Here is a 24,498-nt window from a genome sequence, read left to right as displayed (position 1 = left end):
TTGCCTCATGATTGCCGAGCCCATTCGGTCGCCAGCAGCCGCCGGGTGTCGCGCAGCAACTGTGGGATGACCTTGGATCCGCCGATGATGGTGATGAAGTTCGCGTCCCCGCCCCAGCGCGGAACAACGTGCACATGCAGGTGCTCGGCCAGCGATCCGCCCGCCGATGTCCCCAGGTTCATGCCGACGTTGAAGCCGTGTGGCCGCGAGACGTTCTTGATGACGCGAATCGCTTTCTGGGTGAACGCCATCAGCTCGCCGCTCTCCGGCTCGGTGAGGTCTTCGAGCTCCGATACCCGCCGATACGGCACCACCATCAGGTGGCCGGGGTTGTAGGGGTACAGGTTGAGCACGGCGTAGACCAACTCGCCGCGGGCAACCACCAGACCTTCTTCATCAGACAGCCGCGGGATCTCGGTGAACGGCTGCGAGCGCGCGGAGTCTTCCCGCTTGAGCGGAGCCTCGGCGAGGTAGTTCATCCGGTACGGCGTCCAGAGCCGCTCCAGGTGGTCGCGCTCGCCGACGCCGCGGTCCAGGATGGTGCTGTCCTGCGGCTGCGCGCTTTCCTCGTTAGTCACCGTTACTCACCGCTATCCACCTTGACCAGTTCAGCTGTGGGAGTGGCGTTTTCGCGCCGGGATATCCAGTCCACGATCGCAGCTACCGCAGCCTCGCGTGGCACGCCGTTGATCTGCGTGCGGTCGCCGAACCGGAAGCTCACCGCCTCGGCCTGCACATCGCGGTCGCCGGCCAGCAGCATGAACGGCACCTTCTGGTTGGTGTGGTGCACGATCTTCTTGGCCATGCGGTCATCGCTGGTGTCCACCTCGACCCGCACCCCATGTGACTTCAACTGTGCGGCAACCTGTTCCAGGTAGGCGATGTGTTCGTCGGCAACCGGGATGCCGACCGCCTGAATGGGCGCCAGCCACGCCGGGAAGGCACCCGCATAGTGCTCGGTGAGGATGCCGAAAAACCGCTCTATCGACCCGAACAGGGCACGGTGGATCATGACCGGGCGCTGGCGAGTCCCGTCGGCGGCGGTGTATTCGAGCCCGAATCGCTCCGGGAAGTTGAAGTCGAGCTGGATGGTCGACATCTGCCAGGTACGGCCCAGCGCGTCCTTGACCTGCACCGAGATCTTGGGCCCGTAGAACGCCGCGCCACCGGGATCGGGCACCAGCTCCAGACCCGATTCCGCGCCCACCTCGGCGAGCACGTTGGTGGCTTCCTCCCAGACCTCATCGGAGCCGACGAACTTGTCCGGATCCTTGGTGGACAGTTCCAGATAGAAGTCGGTCAGTCCGTAGTCGCTGAGCAGATCGAGCACGAACCGCAGCAGCGAACGCAGCTCGTCACGCATCTGTTCGCGGGTGCAGAAGATATGCGCGTCGTCCATGGTCAATCCGCGCACCCGGGTCAGCCCATGCACCACACCGGACTTCTCGTAGCGGTAGACGGTGCCGAACTCGAAGAGCCGCAGCGGCAATTCGCGATAGGACCTACCGCGCGCCCGGAAGATCAAGCAATGCATCGGGCAGTTCATCGGCTTGAGGTAATAGTCCTGGCCGGGTTTGCGCACCGTACCGTCCGCGTTGTACTCCGCGTCGATCTGCATCGGCGGGAACATGCCGTCGGCGTACCAGTCCAAGTGCCCCGAGGTGTGAAACAGCTGGGCCTTGGTGATATGCGGACTGTTGACGAACTGGTAGCCGGCTTCGGTGTGCTTGCGACGCGAATAGTCCTCGAGCTCGCGCCGCACAATCCCACCCTTGGGATGGAAAACCGCCAGGCCAGAGCCTATTTCGTCGGGGAAGCTGAACAGATCCAGCTCCACACCGAGCTTGCGATGGTCGCGGCGCTGTGCCTCTTCGATGAGCTCGATGTGCGTATCAAGCGCTTCTTGCGACTCCCATGCCGTCCCGTAGATCCGCTGCAGGCTGGCGTTCTTCTGGTCGCCCCGCCAGTAGGCCGCCGAACTTCTGGTCAGTTTGAACGCCGGGATGTGCTTGGTGGTCGGGATGTGCGGTCCGCGGCACAGGTCACCCCAGACTCGTTCGCGGGTGCGGGGATTGAGGTTGTCGTAGGCGGTGAGCTCATCGCCACCGACCTCCATGACATCGGGATCCCCGGATTTGTCGTCGACGAGTTCGAGCTTGTAGGGCTCGTTGGCCAACTCCTCGCGCGCCTGATCCTTGGATTCGAAGACCCTGCGGTCGAAGAGCTGCCCTTCCTTGACGATCTGGCGCATCCGCTTCTCCAGCGCCTGAAGATCGTCAGGGGTGAACGGCTCGAGCACTTCGAAGTCGTAGTAGAAGCCGTCGGCGATGGGCGGTCCGATACCCAGTTTGGCTTGTGGGAAGAGGTCTTGAACCGCTTGGGCGAGCACATGCGCGGTCGAGTGCCGGATAACGCTGCGACCGTCGTCGGTATTGGCCGCGATCGGGGTGACCTCGGCGTCAGCGTCGGGCGCCCAGCTCAGGTCGCGCAGCTTGCCTTCGGCGTCTCGCACCACGACGATCGCGTCCGGCGCGCCGCGCCTGGGCAGCCCCGCCTCACCGATTGCGGCGGCCGCGGTGGTCCCGGCAGGAACCCGGATCGGCTGCCGCGGGTCACCGCCGTCGGCTCCTGGGGCGGGTTGTGCGGGGACGCTCATCGGGGTGGTCTCCAAGTTTCGCGAGTGAATGGGCATGTCGAATGGAACGCGACCATGCTATCGGGGCGGAGCTGGTCGAACCCAAGCCGCGTGCTAGGTCTGGGTCGGCATCTTGGCCGAAACCGGATCAAGGCTGGCCGGGCTTGAGCCGCACAAACAACGCATCCGCCTCGGTCAGCAGGGTCTCGCCGTCGCTCAACCGGCCGGACACGAAGATCTTGCGCCCGTCCACCCGGTCCACTCCGGCGTCGATTTGCAGCTCCTTTTCGATGGGCACGATGTTGCGATAGTCGATCTTGAGGTAGGCGGTGCGCTGGCGCCGACTGCCGGTGAGCACCGACGCCGTCAAGCCCAGGAGCGTGTCGAACAACATGCCCAACGCACCACCATGGACCGCGCCATTGCGTCCGAGGTGGAACCGGGCGAAGCGGGCCCAGCCACCGATCCGGCCGTCTTGCGTCTTGCGCGCCGACATCGGGATGGTCGTGACGTTGCCCCGCATCGGCAAGTCCATTCGGCGCCCCGATGGTGACTCCCATTCGTCGGCGTCGAATGGCGCAAGCAGTATGGAGACCCGTTCGAGCAGGTCGGCGGCCTGGGTGATCACCTCGTCAGGCGCGTCGGCGGCACGCGCGTGGTCCTGCACCTTGCGCACCGCATCAATGAACCTGCCGTAGTCCGGTCCGCCCTTGTCGGTTGGCTGCGGCGGATTGAAGCCGCCGCCAGGGTGTTGCGACTGTTCGCGGGTCACCCAAACACCGTATTGCCTGCCGCCAGCCAAGTGGGCGACACCGCGGCTGAGACTGGCTAGCCGGGCTCGCGGGTCGCCGCCCGCCCCTACCCGCCGTGGGCGGCGCCGGCCACCGACAATGCTTCGAACTCCTGGTCAGAGAGCACAATTTCGGCAGCGGCGACGTTCTCCTGCAGGTGCGCTACCCGCGAGGTGCCGGGAATCGGCAGCATCACCGGCGACCGCTTGAGTAGCCACGCCAGGGCGAGCTGCGACGGCGTCGCGTGATGATCGTCGGCGATCTTGCGCAACGGACCGTCCGGAGCCGCCAGCGGGCCCGAGGCCAGCGGGAACCATGGGATGAATGCGATGCCCTGGCTGGTGGCCGCCTCCAGCAATGGTTCGGCGCCACGAGCGGCCAGGTTGTACATGTTCTGTACCGACACGATCTCGGTGATCTGTTGGGCCGCCTCGAGTTGGTCGACGTCGATCTCGGACAGCCCGATGTGGCGGATCTTGCCTTCGCTCTTCAGGGCGAGCAGCTCGCCCACCTGGTCGGCGAATGGATAGTTGCGATCGATGCGGTGCAGCTGGAACAGGTCGATGGTGTCCACGCCCAGACGCCGCAGGCTCATCTCGCATTCCTGGCGCAGATAGCTCGGATTGCCCAGCGGCACCCACACGCCTGGGCCGGTGCGCAGCAGCCCGGCCTTGGTGGCGATCACCAGCCCGGTGTAGGGGTGCAACGCCTCGTGAATGATCTCCTCGGACACATAGGGGCCGTAAGAGTCGGCGGTGTCGATGAAGTTGACGCCCAGTTCGGCGGCCCGGCGCAGCACCCGTACGGCTTCGGCACGGTCGGCGGGCGGGCCCCAGACGCCGTCGCCGGTAAGGCGCATCGCGCCGAACCCGAGCCGGTGGACGGTCAGGTCGCCACCCAGGGTCAACGTTGCGGATGCTGCGGCCATGGCTTTCGCGCTGTGAGCACTCATTTTTCCGACCGTACGCCACGGGGCACACCCGATCCGGCGTGGCAAGCTGGGGGGTGTGGACCTTCGCGCGCTTTCCGGGCAACAACTGACCTACCCGGAAGTGGGCGCCACCGCGGCCGGACAGTTGCCCCCGGGATACGCCCACCTCAGTGTGTCCGACCAGATCGGCACCGGCCGGAAGCGTTTCGAGGAGGCCGCCCACGCGGTGATGCATTGGGGCATGCAGCGTGGCGCCGGACTGGCGGTGCGGGCCACCTCGGATACGGTCGCTGTTTCGACGGTGGCGGTGATCCAGATGATGGGTGTGTTGCGCGCGCCGTGCCGCGTGGTCTACGTCATCGACGAACCCGATATCCGCGGATTTGCCTACGGCACGCTGCCGGGGCACCCGGAATGCGGCGAGGAACGGTTCGCCATTCGCTACGACCCGGACACTTCCGGGGTATTTGCGGAGGTGTCGTCGTTCTCCCGGCCGGCGACCTGGTGGAGCAAGGCCGGTGGCCCGTTTGTGGCACTGACTCAACGCATCATCGCCAAACGCTACTTGCGCGGGGTGTAAGCGGCGTCAGCCCAGCCGGCGACAACGCGCGGTCACGCCCATCGCGCCAACAGCTCCCGCGCACCCGAGCACATCTGCTCGATCACCTCGCCGGCCGGCGCGCCGTCGGGGATCATCCCAACTCCCTGGCCCGCGTCGACCGGCGCCACCCGCAGGTCTTCGGTCGCGCTGGCAGCGGCCAGCTCGGCACGAGCATCCGCATCGGCGGCCAGTGCCGTCTCATTGCCGTTCCAGCGCGCGACGAAGTCGTTGGTCAACACCCGCGATGGGAACCGCTGGGGCCAGGGCAGGCCGTCGGCGACGTCGAAGACCCGGGTAGTGCTGGTGTCGGTTTCGCGCGCCGCGATCAGAGCCTGACGGCTCGGCTCCCCCGTCAGCGCCTCGGGGCACGCCGCCAGACGCGTGCCTACCCAGGCCCCCGCGGCACCGGCGGCCAGCACCGCGGCCAGGCTTCGGGGCGAGGCGATGCCGCCGCCGGCCAATACCGGCACCGAGACCGCGGCCAGGACCGCGTCGAGCAACGGCAGCGTTCCCAGCCGCACCTCGCCATGACCACCCCCCTCGGCTCCGCGCGCCACCACGATGTCCACCCCCGCATCGGCCGCACGCCGGGCCCCCAGAGCGTCGTAAACCTGTGTGATGGTAGGGATTCCGGCGTCACGGGCCGGGCCGACCCAGGACCAGTCGGTGCCGAAACTGACCGACAACAGGGCGGGCCCGGCGGCAAGCGCATCCTCGAGCAGCCCCGCCTCATTGCGCATCACCCAGTCCACCAGCCCGATCCCGAACCTGCCGCTGACCTGCCGCAATTGTTCGGCCAAGGCCGCCCGGGTGGCCCGGCTTCCCATGCCGATCATGCCCAGTCCACCGGCCGCGGTGACAGCGGTGGCGAGCCGGCCACCGGCGACTCCGCCCATTGGGGCGTTGACGATGGGAACCCGCAGGCCGAAGCCCCGTGACCAGCCGGTAGCGAGCACCCCTAGTGGGCGCCGGGCTGGGACTTGAGCACGGTCAACACCACCACCGAATCCTCGATGGCGTGCAACGCGTGCCGCTGCGGCGGAATCGCGACATAGTCGCCGGTCTTGCCGTCCCAGGCGTCATCGCCGGTGGTGAGGCGCACATGTCCCTGTAGCACCTGCAGGGTCGCCTCACCCGGGCTGTCGTGTTCGCCGAGATTGTGGTCGGCCAGCAGTGCCAGCACGGTCTGGCGCAATTCGTGGGCGTGTCCGCCGTGGATCGTGTGGGCGGCCCGTCCGCTGTGTGACTGTTTTGCCTCGGCCAGCTTTTCGGAGGCGAGTGCGGTCAGCGAAAGCGATTCCATCGGTGAGTCCTTTCAGCCGTTCAGTAGCAGTATTCCCGCAACGATCAAGGCGACCACCTTGACCACTTCCAAACCGACGTACACGTAGTGCGCACGGGAGCGGGGCGCATCCAACCCGGCCAGCACCTGATCGGACCGGCGGGTCAGACGGGGACGCACCGCGAGCAACTGCACCGCTAGCGCTGCGACCACGACACCGAACGCCACGATAATCCGCAGCGGCGCCGGGCCCGACACCGCTATTGCCGCCAGGACCAGCGCGAAGACGACCTCAACGATATTGAGCGCGCGGAAGACCAACCGGCCGATGCCAAGCCCGATCTGCAGCGTCACGTGCGGCGCCCGGAACTTCAGCGGAGCTTCCAGAAACGAGATGGCCAGCACCATGCCGAGCCATACGAAGGTGACGGCGATTTGGGTCGCCGCTGCGGTGCTCAACTGAGGGCTCCTTCCGGCGAAAGGTGGGCCAAGCAAAGATCCGGTTCGACAAACGGGTCGAGCCGCTCGACGGTGACGGTCGCCCCCCAACTTTCCAGCGCCCCGCGCATGAGGCCCAAGTGAATTGGGCACACCACGCCCGACCGGTTCTCGGCAAGTTCCAGAAACGGGCAGTGTCGCAGGGCAACCTGTTGCTGGCCGTCGGAGACTCGGCGCTCGGGAGCGAACCCGAGTCCGTCGAGGACGCCGACCAAGTGATCGATCGATTTCTCGGCACTGTGGGCGGTCGTCGGGGCTTGCAGACGTTCGCCCCAGGCGCGGCCGGCGGCCAGCGCCTTGTCAACCGAATCACTTTCGGCGGCAAGGCCGTTGCTGAGGATCTCGGCGAGTAGCTGGTAGTGGCGAGCGCCACCGCGGTCCATCTGCTGGACCGCCCGGAACATCAGCGGCGGGCGTCCGGGGCCGCGACGGCTGGGCTGCACGCGCTCCACCTGACCGTCATCGACCAAGCCGTCGAGGTGGAAGCGCACGGTGTTGGGGTGCACTCCCAGGTGCTCGGCGATCGCGACAATGCTCAGCGGATGTCCGACCGCACGCAATACCCGCAGCACCGCGCGGCGACGCCCCGCCGACTCCCCGCCCGTTCTGGCGATCCGACCCTCTCCCATTTAAGAATCTTAAGCATCTGCGACGTGGGGATGACCCGCCACGAATGGCGTATCAACACCCAGTCGGCCAATCTTGGCAGCCCCGCCCGGCGAACCCAGCGGCCCGTCCCGGCCGGGCAGGGTTTCGGTGAAAAACGCCACGTTGTCGGCGAGATGCGGGTGCAGCTCCTGCGGCAGGTCGTCCTCGTAGTAGATCGCCTCGACCGGACACACGGGCTCGCAGGCGCCACAGTCCACGCATTCGTCGGGGTGGATGTACAGCGAGCGCCCACCCTCGTATATGCAATCGACCGGACACTCCTCCACACAGGCCCGATCCATCACATCGATGCAGGGTTTTCCGATCACATACGTCATGGCTCCGGAGTTTATACAACATGATTTGTAAAAACTAGCGAGGCGGCAAAAGTTCTGTCCGACAACGTACTTGACGTCCGGATCGGCGCAGTGACGGCGCGCCACCTCAACCGCTACGATTAAAAGCCCTGGGCCCAGTCTCCACGACACGGAGCGGAAGGGATTGCATGGGACGCTCACGTCACATCGCGCACTGGGACCCCGAGGATGTCCAGGCGTGGGAAGCCGGCAACAAGGCCATCGCCCGGCGCAATCTCGTCTTCTCCATCGCCACCATGCATGTCGGTTTCTCGATCTGGACCCTTTGGTCGGTAATGGTGCTGTTCATGCCGCAGTCCGTCTACGGCATCTCGGCCGCAGACAAGTTGCTGCTGGGCGCCACCGCGACGCTGGTTGGCGGCTGCGTGCGGATCCCCTACGTGATGGCCACCGCCCGATTCGGTGGCCGCAACTGGGCGACGTTCTCGTCGTTGGTACTGCTGGTGCCCACCGTCGGAGCAATCGTGCTGCTGGCCAACCCCGGACTGCCGCTGTGGCCATACCTGGTCTGTGCCGCCCTGAGCGGCCTGGGCGGCGGCAACTACTCCGCATCGCTGGCCAACGTCGAAGCCTTCTACCCACAACGGCTCAAGGGCGTGGCTCTAGGCCTGACCGGAGGGATCGGCAATCTGGGGGTGGCCGCCATCCAGGCGGTCGGCCTTTTGGTGCTGGCGACCGCCGGCCATGAAGCTCCATATTGGGTGTGCGCCGTCTACCTGGTGCTGATCGCCATCGCCGGCCTCGGCGCAGCCCTGTTCATGGATAACTTGACCCACGTGATCGAGGTCGGGCATGTGCGATCCGTTCTCGCGGTGCCCGACACCTGGGGCGTCTCGTTTCTCTACATGTGCGCCTCCGGCTCGTTCATCGGCTTCGCCTTCGTCTTCGGTCAGGTGCTGCAGTTCAACCTGCTGGCCGGCGGACAGAGCACCGCACAGGCGTCGCTGCACGCCGCCGAGATCGCCTTCGTCGGCCCGCTGCTGGGGTCGCTGGCGCGCATAGTCGGCGGCAAATTGGGCGACCGCTTCGGTGGCGGCCGCGTCACCCTGGGGGTCTTCGTCGCCATGATCCTCAGTGCCGCACTGCTGGTCGCAGTCAGCACACACGCCGACCACAGCCACGGCGCCGGCGGGCGCATGACAGCTGCGACGCTGATCGGCTATGTGAGCGGCTTCATCGCGTTGTTCATCTTCTGCGGGATGGGCAAGGGAACCGTGTTCAAGCTGATCCCGTCGATTTTTGCGGAGCGTAGTCAGCACCTGGACATCAGCGATATGCAACGCCGCCAATGGGCACGCATCATGTCGGGGGCACTGATCGGGTTCGCCGGCTCGGTGGGCGCACTGGGCGGCGTTGGGATCAACCTGGCGCTGCGCCAGTCATATGTGCACAGCGGCACCGAGACGCCGGCCTTCTGGGCGTTCCTGGTGTGTTACCTCTGCGCGGCCGCGCTGACCTGGGCACGGTACGTGCGCCCACGCAGCCCGGTTGCCTCGGCGCCCCGCAAACCCAACGAGGATCCGCAGCTCTCCGGTGCTGCTGCCTAGGCGCACGGTGGACACCTCGGCATGCATACTGGACCCGACCTGCAGGTCTTGATCCGCGCTGTCCGGGATCGGCCGGCCGAGTAACAAGGAGGGCATCATCGACCCGTATTCCGCCTCCGCGCTCTGGCATTGCACCGCCCATCCACGGCGCCCGCTGGTTGTGGGCCTACCGACCCGCCCCACCGCCTGATGGCCGGCACTCAGGGCGAATCCGGACAGCCCCTCCCGCTGTCGAATCGCAGCGACGACCATCTGCAGGGGCACTGGCTGCTGGCGCGGCTGGGCAAACGGGTACTGCGCCCCGGCGGTGTCGAACTCACCCGCACCCTGCTGGCCCGCGCCGACGTCAACCATGCCGACGTGCTCGAACTGGCGCCCGGCCTGGGCCGCACCGCGAGCGAGATCCTGGCCCGCCATCCTCGGTCCTACGTCGGAGCCGAAGCCGATCCCGATGCGGCGAACCTGGTGCGCACAATTGTGGCCGGGCACGGTGACGTGCGAGTCGCCGACGCGGCCGACACCGGATTGCCGGACTCCAGCGCTGATGTCGTCATCGGCGAGGCGATGCTGACCATGCAGGGCGATGCGGCCAAACACGCGATCGTCGCCGAGGCGGCGCGGGTGCTTCGCCCCCACGGGCGCTACGCCATCCACGAGCTGGCGCTGACGCCCGACGACGTGCCCGAAGAAATCAGCACCGAGGTCCGCCAGGCGCTGGCCCGGTCCATCAAAGTCAACGCCCGGCCGTTGACGGTGGCCGAATGGTCCCAGCTACTGGCCGGACACGGGCTGGTCGTCAGCCACGTGGCAACCGCGCCGATGGCGCTGTTGCAGCCACGGCGGATCATCGCCGATGAGGGCCTGTTAGGGGCCCTGCGTTTTGCCAAGAACCTGCTCACCCAGCCGGCCGCGCGCAAACGAGTACTGATGATGCGCAGCACATTCCGCAAACACCGGGACCGTATGGCGGCGGTAGCCATCGTGGCCTACAAGCCCTCGGCATCGGGCAGTTGACGGCCGTAGCGCCGGCCCCCCGTGCGAGTGACAAACGGCTCTGACCGTGGTGACCGTTCGTCGCTAGAGTCGTGGATAGCGGCCCGCCAATTCGGCCGAGCCGGCTGACCCGCCAACAAAGGACACGCCATGTCCTCCCAGAACCAACGATTGGGAATCATCGTCGGTATCGACGATTCACCGGCCGCGAAGGTGGCCATCCAGTGGGCAACGCGTGAAGCTGAGCTGCGAAACGCCCCGCTGACGCTCGTTCACGCGATCTCTCCCGACGTCGCGACGTGGTTGAACAAGCCATTGCCGCCCGGCCTGGCCCGCTGGCAGCGCGATCACGGCCACCAACTGGTCGAGGACGCGCTCAAGGTCATCGAGGAGGCCGCCGAGCGCGGCGGTCCCGCGGGGCTGGGTAGCGAAATCGTGCCTTCCGCCGCCGTTCCCGCCTTGGTCGACATGTCCAAGGACGCGGAGATGGTGGTAACCGGTTGCCACGGCAGCGGGCGCTGGCCGGGCCGGCCGCTGGGCTCAGTCAGTTCCGGGCTGCTGCGCTACGCGCACTGTCCGGTGGCCATCGTCCACGACGAGGACGCCTCGGCGCCGGATCGCGCCGCGGCGCCGGTGCTCGTGGGCATCGACGGCTCCCGGGCATCGGAATTCGCCACCGGCTTGGCCTTCGATGAGGCATCGCGCCGCCATACCGGGCTGGTGGCGGCGCATTCCTGGAGTGACGTCAATGTCTCGGATTGGCCGGGAATCGATTGGCCGGCAACGCAGTCGATGGCAGAACAGGTATTGGCCGAGCGCTTGGCGGGATGGCAAGAGCAATATCCCGATGTGAGCGTCAGCCGCGTCGTCGCGCGTGATCAGCCGGCCCGCCAGCTCGTGCAGCGGTCCGGCGAAGCCCAGCTGGTCGTCGTCGGTAGCCGCGGACGCGGTGGATTCGCCGGAATGGTGGTGGGTTCGGTGGCCGAATCCGTTGCCCAACTGGCCCGCGTGCCGGTGATCGTGGCGCGCGAGTCGCCGGCCTAGCCGCGGACCACGAGCACCGAGCACTCGGCGTGCCGAAAGATCGGGTGCCCGGATGGCCCCACCAGCCGCGCAACCTGATCGGCCTCGTCGGCGCCGACCACCGCCAACTGAACCCGCTCATCGTGATCGGCCAGAAATCGTGCGATGCCCGCCTGGGTGGTGATCGGATAGACGTGCACATCGGCATGGTGCTGGCCCCATTGCTGTACGCGACGTTCAAATTCCCCGTCCGCGGCGTCGGTGAGCTCCTCGGGGCGCCCACCGAGTGCGAGGATCGGTGCTTGGCGCAGTTTCGCCTCGTGGGCGGCGTATTCGAGCACAGCGTCGTTGTCGGGCGCGTCGGTCACCCGCACCACGATCCAGTTGATGTCCGGCGGCGGCTGATCAGAGTTCGAACGGATGACCGCCACCGGGCAGTGCGCCTTTTCGGAGAGCTCGGTGGCCGTCGACCCCAGAATGGCTCGCGCGTAGCGGCCGATCCCCACTGAGCCCACGCAGACCAGCTCCGCATCGCGAGACGCCTCGACGAGCACGGCACCCGCCGGCCCGCGCGGGGTGTCGGTCTCCACTTTGACCGGCGCTGCGGTGGCTTCGATCGCGGATTGCGCTGCGCGCAGCGATGTCTCGGCATGCGCGAGATCGTGCTCGTATTCTTCGGGGGACGAATGAGCCGTCTTGAGCACCGATATCAGCCGCAACGGCACGCCTGCGCTGACCGCCTCCGCGGTGGCCCACAGCACTGCCGTGATACCCGCCGGTGAACCATCGATGCCAACGATGACCGGTTTCATGTCATTGCCCCTCTCCGGCGCTGCTCACGTTCGGTAATCCACCAGATGGCCAATCAACCCGCGTTGGAATACTTTTCGCGCTGATCAGCGGGGTCCGCCGTGGCCCCCGGCCCGGCAAGCCGGTAGACGTTGATCAGCCGTGCGATGTCGCTGGCGGCGACGATGCCGACCACCGCACCGCCGTCGAGGACGAGCGCGCGGCTACCCCGGCCCGCCGGAGCCATCCGCTCGAGCAGCGTCGTCAGCGGCTCCTGCGGCGTTGCGGTGGGCACCTCATGCAGGGGTAGGGCGATTTCCCGGACCGTTGTGCTGCCCCGCCGCTCGGGCGCCAGCTCGCGCAGCTGCCGCAGGGTGACCAGACCCGTGATCGATCCATCCCGCTCGGTGACCGGGTAGGCCGAGTGCCGGTCGCCAAGCACATAGCGCGCAATGAACTCGTCGACGTCGATCCAGCCGGGAGCGGTATGTGGATGCGCGGTCATCGCGTCCGCGACCCGCAGGCCGGCAAAGAGCTGCTGAGTCGAGATCCGGGTTTCCTCCTCGCGGGCGGCGGCGAAGATGAACCAGCCGATGAAGGCCAACCACACGCCGCCGACCAGGCCGCCGGCCACAAACTCCGCCAACCCCAAGATGATCAAGATCAGCGCGACCACCCGTCCGGCCCGCGCCGCACCGATTCCGGCGCGCACGATATCGCCGTGGCGGCGCCACAGGTAGGCCCGCACCAGCCGACCTCCGTCCAGCGGCACCCCCGGCAGCAGATTGAACAGGCCCAGCATCAAATTGACCGCGGCCAGCCACCAGACGACGCTGACCACCAGATCCGGCGTTCGCACCATCGCCAGGGCGACGGCCACCGCGGTGAACATCGCGGACAGGGCAAGGCTGGTGGCTGGGCCCGCGAATGCGATCCGAAAAGCCGCCTTTGGAGTTTTGGCTTCCCCGCCCAGGGTGGTCACTCCCCCGAACAGCCAGAGCGTGACGTTTCCCACGGGTACCCCGGCCCGCCGCGCCGCGATGGCGTGCGCGAGCTCGTGGGCCAACAACGAGGCCAGCAGCACCAGTGCCCCGCACCCGCCGGCTATCCAATAGACCACCGCGCCATAGCCTTTGGCCGTTTCCGGCAATGTTGTGGCCAGACTCCAGGTGAATAGCCAAAGAATGACCAGGACGCTCCAGTGAACCTTCACCGCAAAGCCGGCGATTCGTCCCAATGGGATCTCGTCGCTCACCGCGCTACCTCCAACCTGGCGGATTGCCCCGCAACGCTCACCAACGCGATCCACCTACTCCCGAACGTAGGGCGAGCCGGCGGACTGCGCTAGGGCCGTTCGGCCTTCCGATCGCCGGCCGGCTGCGGCTGGGCAGGGGCCAGACGTTCAACTCGGTGCTTGATTCCCAGCAGCAGACCCCGGGTGCCCAGCGAGATCAGCGGCCTGGCCAGCTCCAGGGCAAAGATCTCCCCCGGGTGGCGCAGGGCGATCCTGGCGCGCGTCAGCAGACGTACCCGATCTTCCCAGTGCGGCTGAACGTGAAATGACCAGACCGCGTTCCAGCGTTGGTCCGGCTGGGTCGCGTTGAGCACCAGGTACTTTTCGGGCTCGATCGCAGCGACACGCAACGTCAGTCCGTCCGGCAATCCCAGCCACCCCGGCGGAGCCAGTCGAACCACATCGCCTACCGCAAGGTGTTGCCATTCCGGATGGATGCGATCGGCGTCGTGGTAGCCAAGGCCGGCAAGGTTTTTCAGTCGCTCGCCGCCGTACCAGCCACCCCGGTCCTGCCCCATCTGCAGTAGCCAGGGCCACACGGCCGACACGGGCGCGTCGATGCACAACGCCTCGGTGGTCTGAGTCGCCGGATCCCCCACCAAACTGTCACCGGGCAACAGCATCTGAGCCTCTTGCTTGGTCGCGCCCCAGTTGCGGTAGTAGCGTCGCGCGGCGTAAAGCAGCGCCAACGAGGCTGTGGCTTCAGCAATCCGTTTCGTCGTCGCGCCCATACCCCCAGTCTGCGAGCACGGCATGCTCATTGACCAGGGCCAATGGTCCCCCATGCGCTAGCCAATGTGCCCCGACAGTCGGGGAGGCACGCCCACACCAGATTCCAGCTCGGTCAGGCATTCCTCGGTCAGCGGGATGAGGGTGTCGATATCGGGCATCACCTCGCGGCCCGCGACGTAGCCGAACCCGATCCGGTCAGCGTAGGAACACGTGGTGACGTTGAGCGCCTGACCGTCGTAGACGGTCGACACCGGATACATCTCGTCGACGTGTGCTCCGTTCCAATACCTTTCGGCGCGTGGGCCCCCAACGTGGGAAATCGGAAGGTTGTATCCGGTGCGGATTTTCGGGGTGAACGGCAGCAGCGGAAAGACAACGGTGGCAGCGATGCTGGCCGCCGTGGTGAGCAACGATGCCGCCGATCCCCGCGCGCTCACCCAGTGCTTGCCCTCCGACATCGACCGGTGAATCAGATCCAGGCGCCGGTGCGGATCTGGCAGATCGGTGCCCAAGGGGCACAACCAAAGACCGAACATGTTGGCGTGCTCGTCGGGTGCCGAAGGATGCTCGCGATCACGCACGGTGATCGGGCAGATGGCGACCAGGGAGTGATCGGGCAGTTCGGAATGGGCGAGCAACCAGCGGCGCAGCGCGCCGGCGATCACCGCGGTGACCACGTCGTTGGCCGTGACATCGGCCGCCCGTTGTATCGCCTCGATCCGGTGCCGCGACCAACTGCCCGCCGCGACGGCACGCTGAGCGCCCAAGCGGCCGTTGAACCGCGTGTAGGGCGCGGTGAATGGCAGCACCGTCGTGTGCCCGATCAAGCTATCCCAGACCGTGGATGCCTGCCCGGTGACGACGTGATTGATCAGCCCGATGCCCGATGCCGCGGCACCGGCCAGCGAACGCAGCGGCGCAGAAAGGCGCGCCAGCAGCCCGGTCGAGGTCGACGACGGCGGGTGGTCAAGGTGGCGGTCGGCATAGAAGGGGGGCATCGACCGGCATTCGGGATCGGTGCTCAGCGCCTCGGCGATCATTTGAAAACCCGCCACACCATCGACGACGGTGTGATGCACCTTGATGTAGAACGCGAACCGGCCATCCTCGAGACCATCGATCAGATACGACATCCACATCGGGCGGGACAGTTCGAGGCGCTGCGCGTCCAGCTCGGCGATCAGCCGCCAGAACGCGTCTCGGCCGGCATCGACGCTGCGCCGCTGGCAGTGGTATCCGATGTCGACGGCTTGCGCATCTCTCCAGACCCAGACGCCCCCGGTGTCCACGCCACGATGTGGGTATCGGCGCAGCCTCGGATCTATCGGTTCACCACCAGCCAGTGTTTCGCGGTGAAGCTGGTCGACGTAGTCGGCCCCGGAACCGGGTGGCGGTGACAGGATCAGCAGCGCACCGACATGCATCGGGTTGGATACCAACTCCGCGGTCAACATCAATGCGTCCAGCGGATCCAGCGGATGCATCTGGTTCCTCCGCAACTAGGCAGGGCGGTCGCGCTGCTCCGAGGGATCGTCGAGCAGGCCCGACTGCTGCAGCGCATCCTCGACGAACTGCTGCACCGGCCGAGATCGGAAGAACCCGGTATGTCCGCCCGGATACCAGACGATGTCGGGCTTGCCCCAGTGTTCCCAAAGCCGGGCTACCTGCCGCCGCGGATGCACCAGCTGGTCGGCGACGCCGGCATAGATGAAGCGCCCGGCCCTGGGCACCAGCGGGGTCAGAGCGAGCGGCGAGATCATGTGGCCGATGGGTTCGGCCAGCGCCACCGTCTCGCGGCGGGGGTCATCGCGACCAAAACCCGAGTGGCGGCCCAGCAAATCGACCAGATCCGCGACCGGCACACCGAGGATCGCGCAGGTCAGGTCGTCTTCCAGGCTGGCCACCAAGGACGCGATGTAGCCGCCGAGCGACAGACCGTTGATTCCGATCAGCGATTCGGGCTCCTGCATCCGGATCCAGGAGATCAGCCGACGGATGTCCCACACGGCCTGAGCGGTGGCATGGACGTTGTCGAGAACATCTTCGCCCGGATATACCGCGCCCTTGGGCAGGTCACGCGCCCGGGGACCGTGCATCGGCAGCACCGGCATGACGATGTTCAGGCCCAACTCGCGATGCAGCTTCCAGGACCGGAACAGCGCCAGATCGAGCGGGGCGCGGCCCATCTCGGTGCCGTGTACGCAGACCAGCCAGGGGCGCGGTTCCCGGTGGCGCAGCAACAGCGCGTACTCGCGATTGTTCGCGGTGTACCCCAGCCACCGTTGGCCACCCGGCTCACCCGGCAACGGGGTGTACCCGCTGTCGAAGAACATCCGGTAGAAGGAGCGTTTGCGCCCCTTGACCTTGCGGACCGTGACCTCGGAGGGGGGCGGGGGGTCGGCGAAGAATGTCCGCGGGCGCTGCAGCCAGCCCTGATCGCCGTAGAACTGCAGGGCCAGCGCCACTTCGTCATCGATTCGCTCGAACACGTGTGGATCGCTGACCGGGCGACGCGCCTTGAGCCCCATCAGCACGATTTCGTCCCGAAACGCCTGGGCCGCCAGGGCGATGGTGGGCCGGGCGATCGGGAGCCCGTCGGAGTCTTGATCGAGGTAGTCGCGCCACGACTCGGCGAAGTAGCGGCCGGTGTGCACGAAGGGTGTGACCACGCTGCCCAAGCCCCCGAGGCCAAGCGGGTTGACCTGCCGGGCCCCTGGGCTCACCTGTGCGTCATCGCCGGCCGGTTTCGCCATGGCGCCAAAGCTAACAGGTCGCCCAAAACGCCGGTTAGGGTCTTACGTCCCGAGCAGGTCACGGGCCCCAAGGACACCAAAGGACAATTGCCAATCGCCTGGATGACTTTGGGCCCTACCCCGGCCCAGGCAACCGCAGAAGCATCGAAAGTGTCATCTAGCGACAGAAGAGATGCGTTATGCACTGCTTGCCAGGCCCACTAGAGATCCAGCTCGTCGTCGATGTTTGCACTGGTGAGAGGTGGTTTGCGTGATGCATCCCACGTTGGCCCACGAGCGGCCCGACATCGCCAAGATCGACCACCGGCCACCATCGGTGGCGCGGATGTTCCTAGACCGCGTGGCCGCCTCCCCGAGCGCCGAAGCGTTCCGCTATCCCCACGGTGACGACTGGGAGAGCGTCACCTGGGAGCAGGTTGGCGAGCGGGTAGGCCGCTTGGCGGCCGGCCTGATCTCGTTGGGCATCGCCCCGCAGGATCGGGTCGCGCTGGCATCGTCGACCCGGTACGAGTGGGTGCTCGTCGATTTCGCCGTGATGTGCGCCGGGGCGGCGACAACCACGGTGTATCCGACGACCATCGCCGCCGACGTCGCCTACATCGTGGCGAACTCTGGAAGTCGAGTCGTGGTCGCCGAGGACCAGACCCAGGTCGACAAGCTGGTCGAACACCGCGCCGAGCTGCCCGAGGTGGCCAGGGTGGTGGTGATCGACGGCGAGGGTGATGGCAGCTGGGTGATCACGCTCGCCGAACTCGAACAACTGGGCAAGCAGCTGCTTGCCGACTCCCCCGCCGCCGTGGACCAGCGGGTCGCCGCGATCGGCCCCGACCAGCTCGCCAGCCTCATCTACACCTCCGGAACCACCGGACGGCCCAAGGGTGTGCGGTTGACCCACGGGGCTTGGACATACACCGCCTCGGCGATCGATGCCCTCAACGTGCTCGGCCCGGCCGACCTGAACTTTCTGTGGCTGCCGCTGGCCCACGCATTCGGCAAGGTGATGCTTTCGCTGCCGCTGCTCATCGGGTTCCCCACCGCGATCGACGGGCGGGTCGACCGGATCGTCGACAATCTGGCGGAGCTGCATCCCACCGTCATGGGGGCGGCACCGCGCATCTTCGAAAAGGCTCACGCCCGGATCGAGCAGATGGTCGCCGAGCAGGGCGGGCTCAAGAAAGCGGTGTTCGACTGGTCGATCGGTGTGGGATTGAAAGTCTCGGCCTCCCGGCAAGCGGGCCGCCAGCCTTCACTGCTGTCCAGGCTGGCCTACCAGCTGGCCGACCGGTTGGTGTTCTCCACCATTCGCGAGCGCTTCGGCGGCCGGATCCGCTTCTTCGTCTCGGCGGCCGCCGCACTGGACCGCAACGTCGCGCAGTGGTTCGACGCGATCGGTATCACCGTGCTCGAAGGCTACGGGCTGACCGAGACCGCCGCGGCGTCTTTTATCAACCGCCCCAACGCCTATCGGTTCGGCACGGTCGGCTGGCCGTTTCCCGCTACCGAGGCACAGATCGCCACGGATGGCGAGATCCTGCTGCGGGGGCCTGGCTTGATGACGTCCTACCACGACTTGCCCGAGGCCACCGAGGAGGCGCTCGACCACGAGGGGTGGTTTCACACCGGCGACATCGGGGAGATCGACGCCGACGGCTACCTGCGGATCACCGACCGCAAGAAGGACATGTTCAAGACCTCACAAGGTAAGTACGTCGCACCTGCCGCGATCCAGGTGAGGTTCAAAGGTCTGTGCCCCTACGTCGGCGAGCTGATCGTCGTCGGTGAAGCCAAGCCCTATTGCGTGGCCCTGGTCAGTCTGGACAGTGAAGCGATCACCGAGTGGGCCGCGGGGCATGGATTGGTCGGCAAGTCCTTCGCGGAGCTAACCCGCGACCCCAAGACACGCGAGTTGATCGCGGGCTACATCGACACACTCAACGCCGAGCTCAACCGGTGGGAGCAGATCAAGAAATTCGCCGTCCTCGACCGCGAGCTGTCCATCGAATCCGGTGACCTGACGCCGAGCATGAAGCTGCGCCGCAAGGTGGTTCTGGACAAGTCCGCCGACGAGATCTCGGCTCTCTACCAGCAACCAACGGGCCCGGCACCCAAGACCGGCTGAGCTCGCGCGCCGACGAGACAGCAAGTATCACAACAACATAAACGACACAGCGGAGAAGTTTGGTATGCAATCAGATCGCCTCCATTGGCTAACAACTGCGACTGGTCCATTCGCCTCGGTGTATTTCGATGATTCACACAACACCGCCGATGCCGCCGAGCGGCTGGAAGCGACATGGCGCGACATCCGGCGTCACCTCGACGGTCTGAAGGCCGACGATCAGCTCATCGGCCGGCTCGAAGAGGCGGTGTGCCACCACCGCCCGGCCGTCGGGCGGCGGGGCCGGGCGGTGGTGGCGACCAGCGACAAGGTGCTGGTCAACGAACAGCTCATCAGCCCACCGCCGGTAACCGTGGTGCGGCTGTCCGAGTACCCGTACCTGGTGCCGCTGATCGACCGCGAGATTCGGCGACCGACCTACGTGTTCGCGGCGGTGGATCACGCCGGCGCCGACGTCCGGTTGTATCGCGGTGACACGTTCAGCTGCACCAGCATCGACGGCGGCGGCCACCCCATCCACAAACCGGCCACGGCCGGCTGGAAGGGCTATGGCGACTTTCAGCACACCGCCGAGGAGGCCGCCCGGATGAACTACCGTGCCGTCGCCGACCACCTCACCCAACTGGTGGACGAGGCCGACCCCGAGGTGGTGTTCGTCTCCGGTGAGATCCGATCCCGCTCCGACCTGGTTGCGGCACTGCCGCACCGGGCGGCCCAGCGGGTGTGGCAATTGCATGGCGGGGCACGCAACAGCAGCATTGGTGAGGACGAGATCAACGAGCTCACCCTTGCCGAGTTCGCTCGCCGGCGCGACACCGAAATGGCCGAGGTGACACAGCGGTTCGAAGCGGAGCTGGGGCGGCGTTCGGGGCTGGCCACCGAAGGACTGTCAGCGGTCTGCGCGGCCCTGCGCAACGGCGAGGTCGACACCCTGATCGTCGGTGAGCTGCGCGATGCCACGGTGGTAACCGGGGCCGCGCTCACCACGATCGCACCCAACGCCGACGTGCTGTCCGAGCTCGGCGAGCCCGCGGTGCGGATTGCCCGTGCCGATGAAGCCTTGCCATTCACCGCGATCGCGGCCGACGCCTCGCTGGTTCGAGCCGATGGTCAGATGACGCCCGCCGACGGGGTGGGCGCGCTGCTGCGATATCCGGCAAGCGACAGATTGGCCAGCCAGAGTTCGTAAGGCCTGACGGGCGATGTCGCGGGCGTAACGCCGTGGCGAACTCTGGCGTGATATTCGGCCCTGGCGTTACGCTCGCGTTGGTTGAAGGACACCCGAGGTATGAGGCAGTTCAGCGATCGCATCGACGCCGGCCGCAAGTTGGGCCGCCGGCTGGAATTCCTACGTGGTCAAGACATTGTGGTGCTGGGTCTGCCGCGTGGCGGTGTCCCGGTGGCCTTCGAGGTAGCCAAAGCCTTACACGCGCCACTTGATGTGCTGCTGGTGCGCAAGCTCGGTGTGCCGTTGCATTCCGAGCTCGCCTTCGGGGCCATCGGCGAGGGCGGTGTGCAGGTGATCAACAGTGCCGTGGTGCACGAGGCTGGGCTCGGCGAACAGGAGATGGCCGCGGTCGAGACCGCGCAGTGGGCCGAGTTGCAGCGCCGGGTGCAGCGCTACCGTGGCGATCGCCATCCGATCCCGCTGCGGGGGCGGATCGCGGTGATCGTCGATGATGGCGTCGCGACCGGGGCCACCGCCGCGGCCGCTTGCCAGGTCGCGCGCGCTCAGGGCGCCAGCCGGGTCATCCTGGCCGTTCCCATCGGTGCTACCGATACCGCACCTCGATTCACTGAATACGCCGACGAGGTGGTGTGCCTGGAAACGCCCACGCCCTACTTTGCCGTCGGACAGGGATACGACAACTTCACCCAGACCTCCGATCAGGAGGTGGTGACGCTACTGGATCGGGCCCGTAGCGAATTCGGTGCGGGCCATCAGCCGGCAGATCCTGCGCGGCGAGACGATGAGGTTCGGGTGTTGGCGGGCCCGGTCTCGGTGATCGGGCACCTGACCATTCCCGACCGCCCCACCGGCATCGTCGTCTTCGCCCACGGCAGCGGCAGCAGCCGCCACAGCCCGCGCAATCGCTACGTGGCCGAGGTACTCAACCAGGCCGGCCTGGCGACTCTGCTGCTGGATTTGCTGACGCCCGAGGAAGAACGTAACCGCGCCAACGTGTTTGACATCGGATTACTCGCCCGGCGATTGGTCGACGTCACCGGGTGGCTGGCGGCACAACCGGACACCGCGGCGCTGCCGGTGGGATTCTTCGGGGCCAGCACTGGCGCCGGCGCGGCTCTGGTCGCGGCCGCGCATCCCGGCGTCAAGGTGCAGGCGGTGGTGTCCCGCGGGGGGCGGCCCGATCTCGCGGGCGACGCGTTGCGCGAAGTGCACGCTCCCACGCTGTTGATAGTCGGTGGTAGTGACGAGGCCGTCCTGGAGTTGAACCGGCAAGCGCAAGCGGCGATCCCGGCGCCGTGTGAGCTGGTTGTGGTTCCCGGTGCCACTCATCTCTTCGAAGAACCTGGCGCCCTCGAGCAAGTAGCGACACTGGCGCGTGATTGGTTCCTCGGCCACCAGCGCCATCACTAGCCAGCGCTAGCACCCGCTGCGATAGCCAGCGATTCAGTGGTGGAGGCCGGAAACCGGCTCGTGCGTGCTGGCTTGGATGTCGGCCGACGTCGCCGCAAACAGCTGATTGGCCAAGTCGGATAACGCTCGGGCGATCGCGAGTTCATCGCCGATCTGAGCCACCGGCTCATCGGCCGGGTCAAGCCTGGCCAAGCCAATACCAACCAGCGTCTGGTCGCCCCAGACCAGTCGCGCCTTTGCCCGGGTGCGCTCGTCGCGCTCTTCGATCAGCACATCCACGTGGCAGGACTTGGCGTTGGTGGTGTTTCCTGTCATCGCCGTCTCCTTTGTCTTGCAGACACATTCGATGCCACCACCACCGAACCCGCCGGCAGTAGGGGCGAAAGTCACGAGACACCGGGATGCCCAGCGACCATCACGGAACAATCTCTCCGGTCTGGCCGTTGCTGCCGGGCACCCCGAGAAGGCCGTCGAGACCGGTGTCGCCGCCCGTACCACCGGCCGCACCGCCGGCACCGCCCTGACCACCCAGTGCCAACTCACCACCGGCGCCGCCGGTACCACCGGTCTGGGCCGTGCCGCCGTTGCCACCACTGCCGCCGGCACCGCCCTGGCCGCCCTGCCCGCCGGTACCGCCGGCGCCGGTAGCGCCGGTCGAACCAGCCCACCCGATCACGCCGCCGGCGCCACCGCTGCCGCCGGTAGTGCCGCCGGCGCCGCCGTCGCCACCGGTTCCGCCGTCGCCACCGAGCACGCCATTGGCACCGATGCCACCGGTCGTCGTTCCCGAAGTGGTGGTGGCCGCGCCGCCGATACCGCCGTCCCCACCGGCCCCGCCGATGCCTCCGATTCCCCCGACGCCGCCGATACCGCCGGCGCCTCCGTTGCCCCCGATCCCGATGAACCCGGCCGCGCCGCCGGTGCCGCCGGCACCTCCAGCACCACCGGTCCCGCCGTTGCCACCGAGCCCTCCGACGCCTCCGACAGCGCCGTCACCTCCGGTCGCCGCGGCGGCGTCGCTGAAGGCTGCCCCACCGTCGCCACCGATACCGCCCGCATAGCCGGCCGCTCCGGTGCCGCCGGTGCCACCGGTGCCCCCGGCGCCGCCGGCGCCGCCGTTGCCGATGAACATCCCGCCACGCCCGCCGTTGCCGCCGGCACCGCCGGTGTCGCCATTACCGCCGGTTGCCCCTTGCAGCGTGCTACCGGCACCACCGATCCCGCCGTTACCACCTACCGCGGCACCGCTGACGGTGTTGTTCCCGAAGCCGCCGTCACCGCCGGCACCGCCGTCGCCGCCGCCGGTTCCACCGTCGGCACCAGCACCACCGTCGCCGCCGGTCGCCGTGCCGCCGGAACTACCGTCGGTTCTGCCTTCACCGCCCATACCGCCTTCGCCGCCGTTGCCACCATTGGGTCCAGCGGTACCGCCGCCCCCGCCCATACCGCCGGTGCCCGAGTTACCGTCGGTCGACTCGCCGAGCCCACCCGCACCGCCGGTGCCGCCGATTTCGTCGCCCGTGCCGGCGTCACCGGGATTCCCGTTGTCTCCCGTTACGTTGCCGTTGTTGCTTTGGTCAGCGCCGGCGCTACCGGTACCGGCTGTGGCACCCGGGGTCGGATTAGTCCCGTCTGTCCCCGCCAGACCGGTGCCGCCCTGGCCACCGGCACCACCCGAGCCGAACCAGTTCGCGTTTCCGCCGTTGCCGCCCTGGCCGGGCAAACCGCCGAGGATGCCGGTCATGGCGGCTCCGCCTTGCCCGCCGTTACCGCCGTCACCCAGTAGCGTTCCGCCGGCACCGCCGTCGCCACCGGCCGCCCCGGCCCCGCCCATCCCGCCATTGCCGCCGTTGCCGATCAGCGGGCCCGCGCCGCCCATGCCCCCGGCCGCCCCGACCCCTCCGGTACCGCCGACACCGCCGCCGCCGAGGAAGCTGCCGGCACCGCCCGCGCCGCCGACGGCACCGTCGCCACCATCGCCACCGAACCCGCCGTTGCCGAAGAAGCCACCGGTGCCACCGGTGCCACCCATACCGCCGTCACCACCCATGTTCGAGGCCCCGCCCGCGCCCCCGGTCCCGCCGTTGCCCAAGAATCCGGCAGCCCCGCCGGTACCGCCGACCAACCCGGTGGCGCCAACCCCGCCCACTCCGCCTGCCCCGCCGTTGCCCAGCAGCAGCCCGCCCCGTCCGCCCAGGCCGCCGGCGGCGCCCTCGCCACCGGTACCCCCGGTGCCGCCATTGCCGAATAGTCCTGCCGCGCCGCCCGTCCCGCCGACCTGACCCACCGCACCCGAGCCGCCATTGCCCCCATTGCCAAGCAGGATCCCGCCGTCGCCTCCGGCAGCGCCGGTGCCATCGGCACCGTTGGCGCCATTGCCGATCAAGGGGCGCCCCAATAGGGCCTGTGCGGGGGCGTTCACCACACCCATCAGTTGATCCAGCGGCGAGGCGTTCGCGGCCTCGGCGGCCGTGTAGGCGCCGGCGCCGGCCGAAAGTGTTTGGAGGAAGCGCTCGTGAAACGCGGCGGCCTGAGCGCTCAGGCTCTGGTAGCCCTGGGCGTAGGACCCGAACAGCGCCGCGACGGCCGCCGATATTTCATCACCCGCGGCTGCCACGACGGTCGTTGTCGGCAGCGCCGCAGCGGCATTGGCCGTTGTGAGCACCGATCCGAGGTTCGCCAGATCCGAGACCGCGGCCGTGACCGCGTCCGGAACAGCAATCACAAACGACATCTGCCAACCTCCCATACAGGACAAGCGATGATCGAGCGCTGGGCAGCATCAAATCCTATCCCCGTCGCGAATAACACAATGGATATTCGCCCAACAGCGTGCGCGCGTCGGAGAAATTCGGTTGCCCCGCAAGCCCTTCTCCAACGCCCGAC

23 protein-coding genes are annotated in these 24,498 nt (G+C 67.4%); 7 read left to right on the top strand and 16 right to left on the bottom strand.

Features of this window, described 5'->3' with window-relative positions; all coding sequences use genetic code 11:
- Positions 1 to 5: 5 nt before the first annotated feature.
- The 4 genes from CCUG20998_RS10070 to CCUG20998_RS10055 all read right to left on the bottom strand — a co-directional run bounded on the left by CCUG20998_RS10070 (position 6) and on the right by CCUG20998_RS10055 (position 4,354).
- Positions 6 to 578: an ATP adenylyltransferase gene (locus CCUG20998_RS10070; RefSeq protein WP_012393863.1), complete on the bottom strand. Its 573-nt coding sequence runs from the start codon at positions 576 to 578 to the stop codon at positions 6 to 8.
- A gap of 2 nt (positions 579 to 580) precedes the next feature.
- The gene (gene thrS / locus CCUG20998_RS10065) at positions 581 to 2,656 is read right to left on the bottom strand and encodes a threonine--tRNA ligase (RefSeq protein ID WP_020728475.1); all 2,076 of its coding nucleotides are present in this window, start codon (positions 2,654 to 2,656) and stop codon (positions 581 to 583) included.
- Positions 2,657 to 2,783: 127 nt separating this feature from the next.
- Complete coding sequence (locus tag CCUG20998_RS10060; protein ID WP_012393861.1) at positions 2,784 to 3,407, bottom strand: PaaI family thioesterase; 624 nt, start codon at positions 3,405 to 3,407, stop codon at positions 2,784 to 2,786.
- Between the two features lie 86 nt (positions 3,408 to 3,493).
- Positions 3,494 to 4,354 carry an aldo/keto reductase gene (locus tag CCUG20998_RS10055; protein WP_020728473.1) on the bottom strand — a complete coding sequence of 287 codons (861 nt, stop codon included), beginning with the start codon at positions 4,352 to 4,354 and terminating at the stop codon, positions 3,494 to 3,496.
- 79 nt (positions 4,355 to 4,433) lie between these two features.
- Here CCUG20998_RS10055 and CCUG20998_RS10050 point away from each other — a divergent pair, with 79 nt between their 5' ends.
- A complete protein-coding gene (locus CCUG20998_RS10050) occupies positions 4,434 to 4,937 on the top strand; it encodes a DUF1990 domain-containing protein (protein WP_012393859.1) in 504 nt (167 codons plus the stop codon).
- A gap of 32 nt (positions 4,938 to 4,969) precedes the next feature.
- On the opposite strand, the gene CCUG20998_RS10045 is transcribed toward CCUG20998_RS10050, so the two are convergent.
- Genes CCUG20998_RS10045 through fdxA form a run of 5 tightly spaced genes read right to left on the bottom strand, consistent with a single transcriptional unit; the run spans position 4,970 to position 7,724 of the window.
- The gene (locus CCUG20998_RS10045) at positions 4,970 to 5,914 is read right to left on the bottom strand and encodes an NAD(P)H-dependent flavin oxidoreductase (RefSeq protein ID WP_020728472.1); all 945 of its coding nucleotides are present in this window, start codon (positions 5,912 to 5,914) and stop codon (positions 4,970 to 4,972) included.
- A 2-nt stretch (positions 5,915 to 5,916) separates the two neighbouring features.
- A complete protein-coding gene (locus tag CCUG20998_RS10040; RefSeq protein ID WP_012393857.1) occupies positions 5,917 to 6,261 on the bottom strand; it encodes a cupin domain-containing protein in 345 nt (114 codons plus the stop codon).
- A gap of 12 nt (positions 6,262 to 6,273) precedes the next feature.
- Positions 6,274 to 6,648, bottom strand: a complete 375-nt coding sequence (locus CCUG20998_RS10035; protein ID WP_085979890.1) for a hypothetical protein — start codon at positions 6,646 to 6,648, stop codon at positions 6,274 to 6,276.
- 47 nt (positions 6,649 to 6,695) lie between these two features.
- Positions 6,696 to 7,367, bottom strand: coding sequence for a helix-turn-helix transcriptional regulator (locus tag CCUG20998_RS10030; RefSeq protein ID WP_036455513.1), 672 nt, complete (start codon positions 7,365 to 7,367; stop codon positions 6,696 to 6,698).
- 9 nt (positions 7,368 to 7,376) lie between these two features.
- Positions 7,377 to 7,724, bottom strand: a complete 348-nt coding sequence (gene fdxA / locus CCUG20998_RS10025; RefSeq protein ID WP_036455511.1) for a ferredoxin — start codon at positions 7,722 to 7,724, stop codon at positions 7,377 to 7,379.
- A 167-nt stretch (positions 7,725 to 7,891) separates the two neighbouring features.
- Between fdxA and CCUG20998_RS10020 the strand changes: the two genes are divergently transcribed.
- From CCUG20998_RS10020 to CCUG20998_RS10010, 3 genes are all read left to right on the top strand, one after another.
- The gene (locus CCUG20998_RS10020; RefSeq protein ID WP_020728469.1) at positions 7,892 to 9,310 is read left to right on the top strand and encodes an MFS transporter; all 1,419 of its coding nucleotides are present in this window, start codon (positions 7,892 to 7,894) and stop codon (positions 9,308 to 9,310) included.
- 189 nt (positions 9,311 to 9,499) lie between these two features.
- Positions 9,500 to 10,324, top strand: coding sequence for a class I SAM-dependent methyltransferase (locus CCUG20998_RS10015; protein ID WP_012393853.1), 825 nt, complete (start codon positions 9,500 to 9,502; stop codon positions 10,322 to 10,324).
- 129 nt (positions 10,325 to 10,453) lie between these two features.
- On the top strand, positions 10,454 to 11,347 hold the full coding sequence (locus CCUG20998_RS10010) for a universal stress protein (RefSeq protein WP_020728468.1): 894 nt from the start codon (positions 10,454 to 10,456) through the stop codon (positions 11,345 to 11,347).
- On the opposite strand, the gene CCUG20998_RS10005 is transcribed toward CCUG20998_RS10010, so the two are convergent.
- The 5 genes from CCUG20998_RS10005 to CCUG20998_RS09985 all read right to left on the bottom strand — a co-directional run bounded on the left by CCUG20998_RS10005 (position 11,344) and on the right by CCUG20998_RS09985 (position 16,894).
- Positions 11,344 to 12,138 carry a universal stress protein gene (locus tag CCUG20998_RS10005; protein WP_020728467.1) on the bottom strand — a complete coding sequence of 265 codons (795 nt, stop codon included), beginning with the start codon at positions 12,136 to 12,138 and terminating at the stop codon, positions 11,344 to 11,346. The genes CCUG20998_RS10010 and CCUG20998_RS10005 overlap by 4 nt on opposite strands.
- Before the next feature lie 53 nt (positions 12,139 to 12,191).
- A complete protein-coding gene (locus CCUG20998_RS10000) occupies positions 12,192 to 13,370 on the bottom strand; it encodes a site-2 protease family protein (RefSeq protein ID WP_020728466.1) in 1,179 nt (392 codons plus the stop codon).
- A gap of 89 nt (positions 13,371 to 13,459) precedes the next feature.
- Positions 13,460 to 14,140: a hypothetical protein gene (locus tag CCUG20998_RS09995; protein ID WP_020728465.1), complete on the bottom strand. Its 681-nt coding sequence runs from the start codon at positions 14,138 to 14,140 to the stop codon at positions 13,460 to 13,462.
- A gap of 57 nt (positions 14,141 to 14,197) precedes the next feature.
- On the bottom strand, positions 14,198 to 15,625 hold the full coding sequence (locus CCUG20998_RS09990) for a wax ester/triacylglycerol synthase family O-acyltransferase (RefSeq protein WP_020728464.1): 1,428 nt from the start codon (positions 15,623 to 15,625) through the stop codon (positions 14,198 to 14,200).
- A 15-nt stretch (positions 15,626 to 15,640) separates the two neighbouring features.
- Positions 15,641 to 16,894: an alpha/beta hydrolase family protein gene (locus CCUG20998_RS09985; protein ID WP_036455509.1), complete on the bottom strand. Its 1,254-nt coding sequence runs from the start codon at positions 16,892 to 16,894 to the stop codon at positions 15,641 to 15,643.
- Between the two features lie 253 nt (positions 16,895 to 17,147).
- Here CCUG20998_RS09985 and CCUG20998_RS09975 point away from each other — a divergent pair, with 253 nt between their 5' ends.
- The 3 genes from CCUG20998_RS09975 to CCUG20998_RS09965 all read left to right on the top strand — a co-directional run bounded on the left by CCUG20998_RS09975 (position 17,148) and on the right by CCUG20998_RS09965 (position 21,612).
- The gene (locus CCUG20998_RS09975; RefSeq protein WP_036455507.1) at positions 17,148 to 19,013 is read left to right on the top strand and encodes an AMP-dependent synthetase/ligase; all 1,866 of its coding nucleotides are present in this window, start codon (positions 17,148 to 17,150) and stop codon (positions 19,011 to 19,013) included.
- 64 nt (positions 19,014 to 19,077) lie between these two features.
- Positions 19,078 to 20,202, top strand: a complete 1,125-nt coding sequence (locus tag CCUG20998_RS09970; RefSeq protein ID WP_036455504.1) for an Rv2629 family ribosome hibernation factor — start codon at positions 19,078 to 19,080, stop codon at positions 20,200 to 20,202.
- 99 nt (positions 20,203 to 20,301) lie between these two features.
- A complete protein-coding gene (locus tag CCUG20998_RS09965; protein ID WP_020728459.1) occupies positions 20,302 to 21,612 on the top strand; it encodes a phosphoribosyltransferase in 1,311 nt (436 codons plus the stop codon).
- 33 nt (positions 21,613 to 21,645) lie between these two features.
- Here the strand turns inward: CCUG20998_RS09965 and CCUG20998_RS09960 are convergent, their stop codons facing one another.
- Positions 21,646 to 21,927: a DUF1876 domain-containing protein gene (locus CCUG20998_RS09960; RefSeq protein ID WP_012393843.1), complete on the bottom strand. Its 282-nt coding sequence runs from the start codon at positions 21,925 to 21,927 to the stop codon at positions 21,646 to 21,648.
- 100 nt (positions 21,928 to 22,027) lie between these two features.
- Complete coding sequence (locus CCUG20998_RS09955; protein ID WP_116269162.1) at positions 22,028 to 24,346, bottom strand: PE family protein; 2,319 nt, start codon at positions 24,344 to 24,346, stop codon at positions 22,028 to 22,030.
- Positions 24,347 to 24,498 lie beyond the last annotated feature (152 nt).

Origin of the sequence: Mycobacterium marinum (genome assembly GCF_003391395.1) — a bacterium.
Taxonomy (GTDB): Bacteria; Actinomycetota; Actinomycetes; order Mycobacteriales; family Mycobacteriaceae; genus Mycobacterium; species Mycobacterium marinum.
The sequence above is the reverse complement of the archived record's forward strand: the minus strand, read 5'-3'. Positions and strand labels throughout refer to the sequence as shown.

What these genes read in the sequence shown, in the direction of transcription:
- thrS (WP_020728475.1), bottom strand. Translation starts at nt 2,656, where the DNA reads ATGAGCGTCCCCGCACAACCCGCCCCAGGAGCCGACGGCGGTGACCCG.
- CCUG20998_RS10055 (WP_020728473.1), bottom strand. Translation starts at nt 4,354, where the DNA reads ATGGCCGCAGCATCCGCAACGTTGACCCTGGGTGGCGACCTGACCGTC.
- CCUG20998_RS10040 (WP_012393857.1), bottom strand. Translation starts at nt 6,261, where the DNA reads ATGGAATCGCTTTCGCTGACCGCACTCGCCTCCGAAAAGCTGGCCGAG.
- CCUG20998_RS10035 (WP_085979890.1), bottom strand. Translation starts at nt 6,648, where the DNA reads ATGGTGCTGGCCATCTCGTTTCTGGAAGCTCCGCTGAAGTTCCGGGCG.
- CCUG20998_RS10030 (WP_036455513.1), bottom strand. Translation starts at nt 7,367, where the DNA reads ATGGGAGAGGGTCGGATCGCCAGAACGGGCGGGGAGTCGGCGGGGCGT.
- fdxA (WP_036455511.1), bottom strand. Translation starts at nt 7,724, where the DNA reads ATGACGTATGTGATCGGAAAACCCTGCATCGATGTGATGGATCGGGCC.
- CCUG20998_RS10020 (WP_020728469.1), top strand. Translation starts at nt 7,892, where the DNA reads ATGGGACGCTCACGTCACATCGCGCACTGGGACCCCGAGGATGTCCAG.
- CCUG20998_RS10015 (WP_012393853.1), top strand. Translation starts at nt 9,500, where the DNA reads ATGGCCGGCACTCAGGGCGAATCCGGACAGCCCCTCCCGCTGTCGAAT.
- CCUG20998_RS10010 (WP_020728468.1), top strand. Translation starts at nt 10,454, where the DNA reads ATGTCCTCCCAGAACCAACGATTGGGAATCATCGTCGGTATCGACGAT.
- CCUG20998_RS10005 (WP_020728467.1), bottom strand. Translation starts at nt 12,138, where the DNA reads ATGAAACCGGTCATCGTTGGCATCGATGGTTCACCGGCGGGTATCACG.
- CCUG20998_RS09995 (WP_020728465.1), bottom strand. Translation starts at nt 14,140, where the DNA reads ATGGGCGCGACGACGAAACGGATTGCTGAAGCCACAGCCTCGTTGGCG.
- CCUG20998_RS09990 (WP_020728464.1), bottom strand. Translation starts at nt 15,625, where the DNA reads ATGCATCCGCTGGATCCGCTGGACGCATTGATGTTGACCGCGGAGTTG.
- CCUG20998_RS09985 (WP_036455509.1), bottom strand. Translation starts at nt 16,894, where the DNA reads ATGGCGAAACCGGCCGGCGATGACGCACAGGTGAGCCCAGGGGCCCGG.
- CCUG20998_RS09975 (WP_036455507.1), top strand. Translation starts at nt 17,148, where the DNA reads ATGCATCCCACGTTGGCCCACGAGCGGCCCGACATCGCCAAGATCGAC.
- CCUG20998_RS09970 (WP_036455504.1), top strand. Translation starts at nt 19,078, where the DNA reads ATGCAATCAGATCGCCTCCATTGGCTAACAACTGCGACTGGTCCATTC.
- CCUG20998_RS09965 (WP_020728459.1), top strand. Translation starts at nt 20,302, where the DNA reads ATGAGGCAGTTCAGCGATCGCATCGACGCCGGCCGCAAGTTGGGCCGC.
- CCUG20998_RS09960 (WP_012393843.1), bottom strand. Translation starts at nt 21,927, where the DNA reads ATGACAGGAAACACCACCAACGCCAAGTCCTGCCACGTGGATGTGCTG.
- CCUG20998_RS09955 (WP_116269162.1), bottom strand. Translation starts at nt 24,346, where the DNA reads ATGTCGTTTGTGATTGCTGTTCCGGACGCGGTCACGGCCGCGGTCTCG.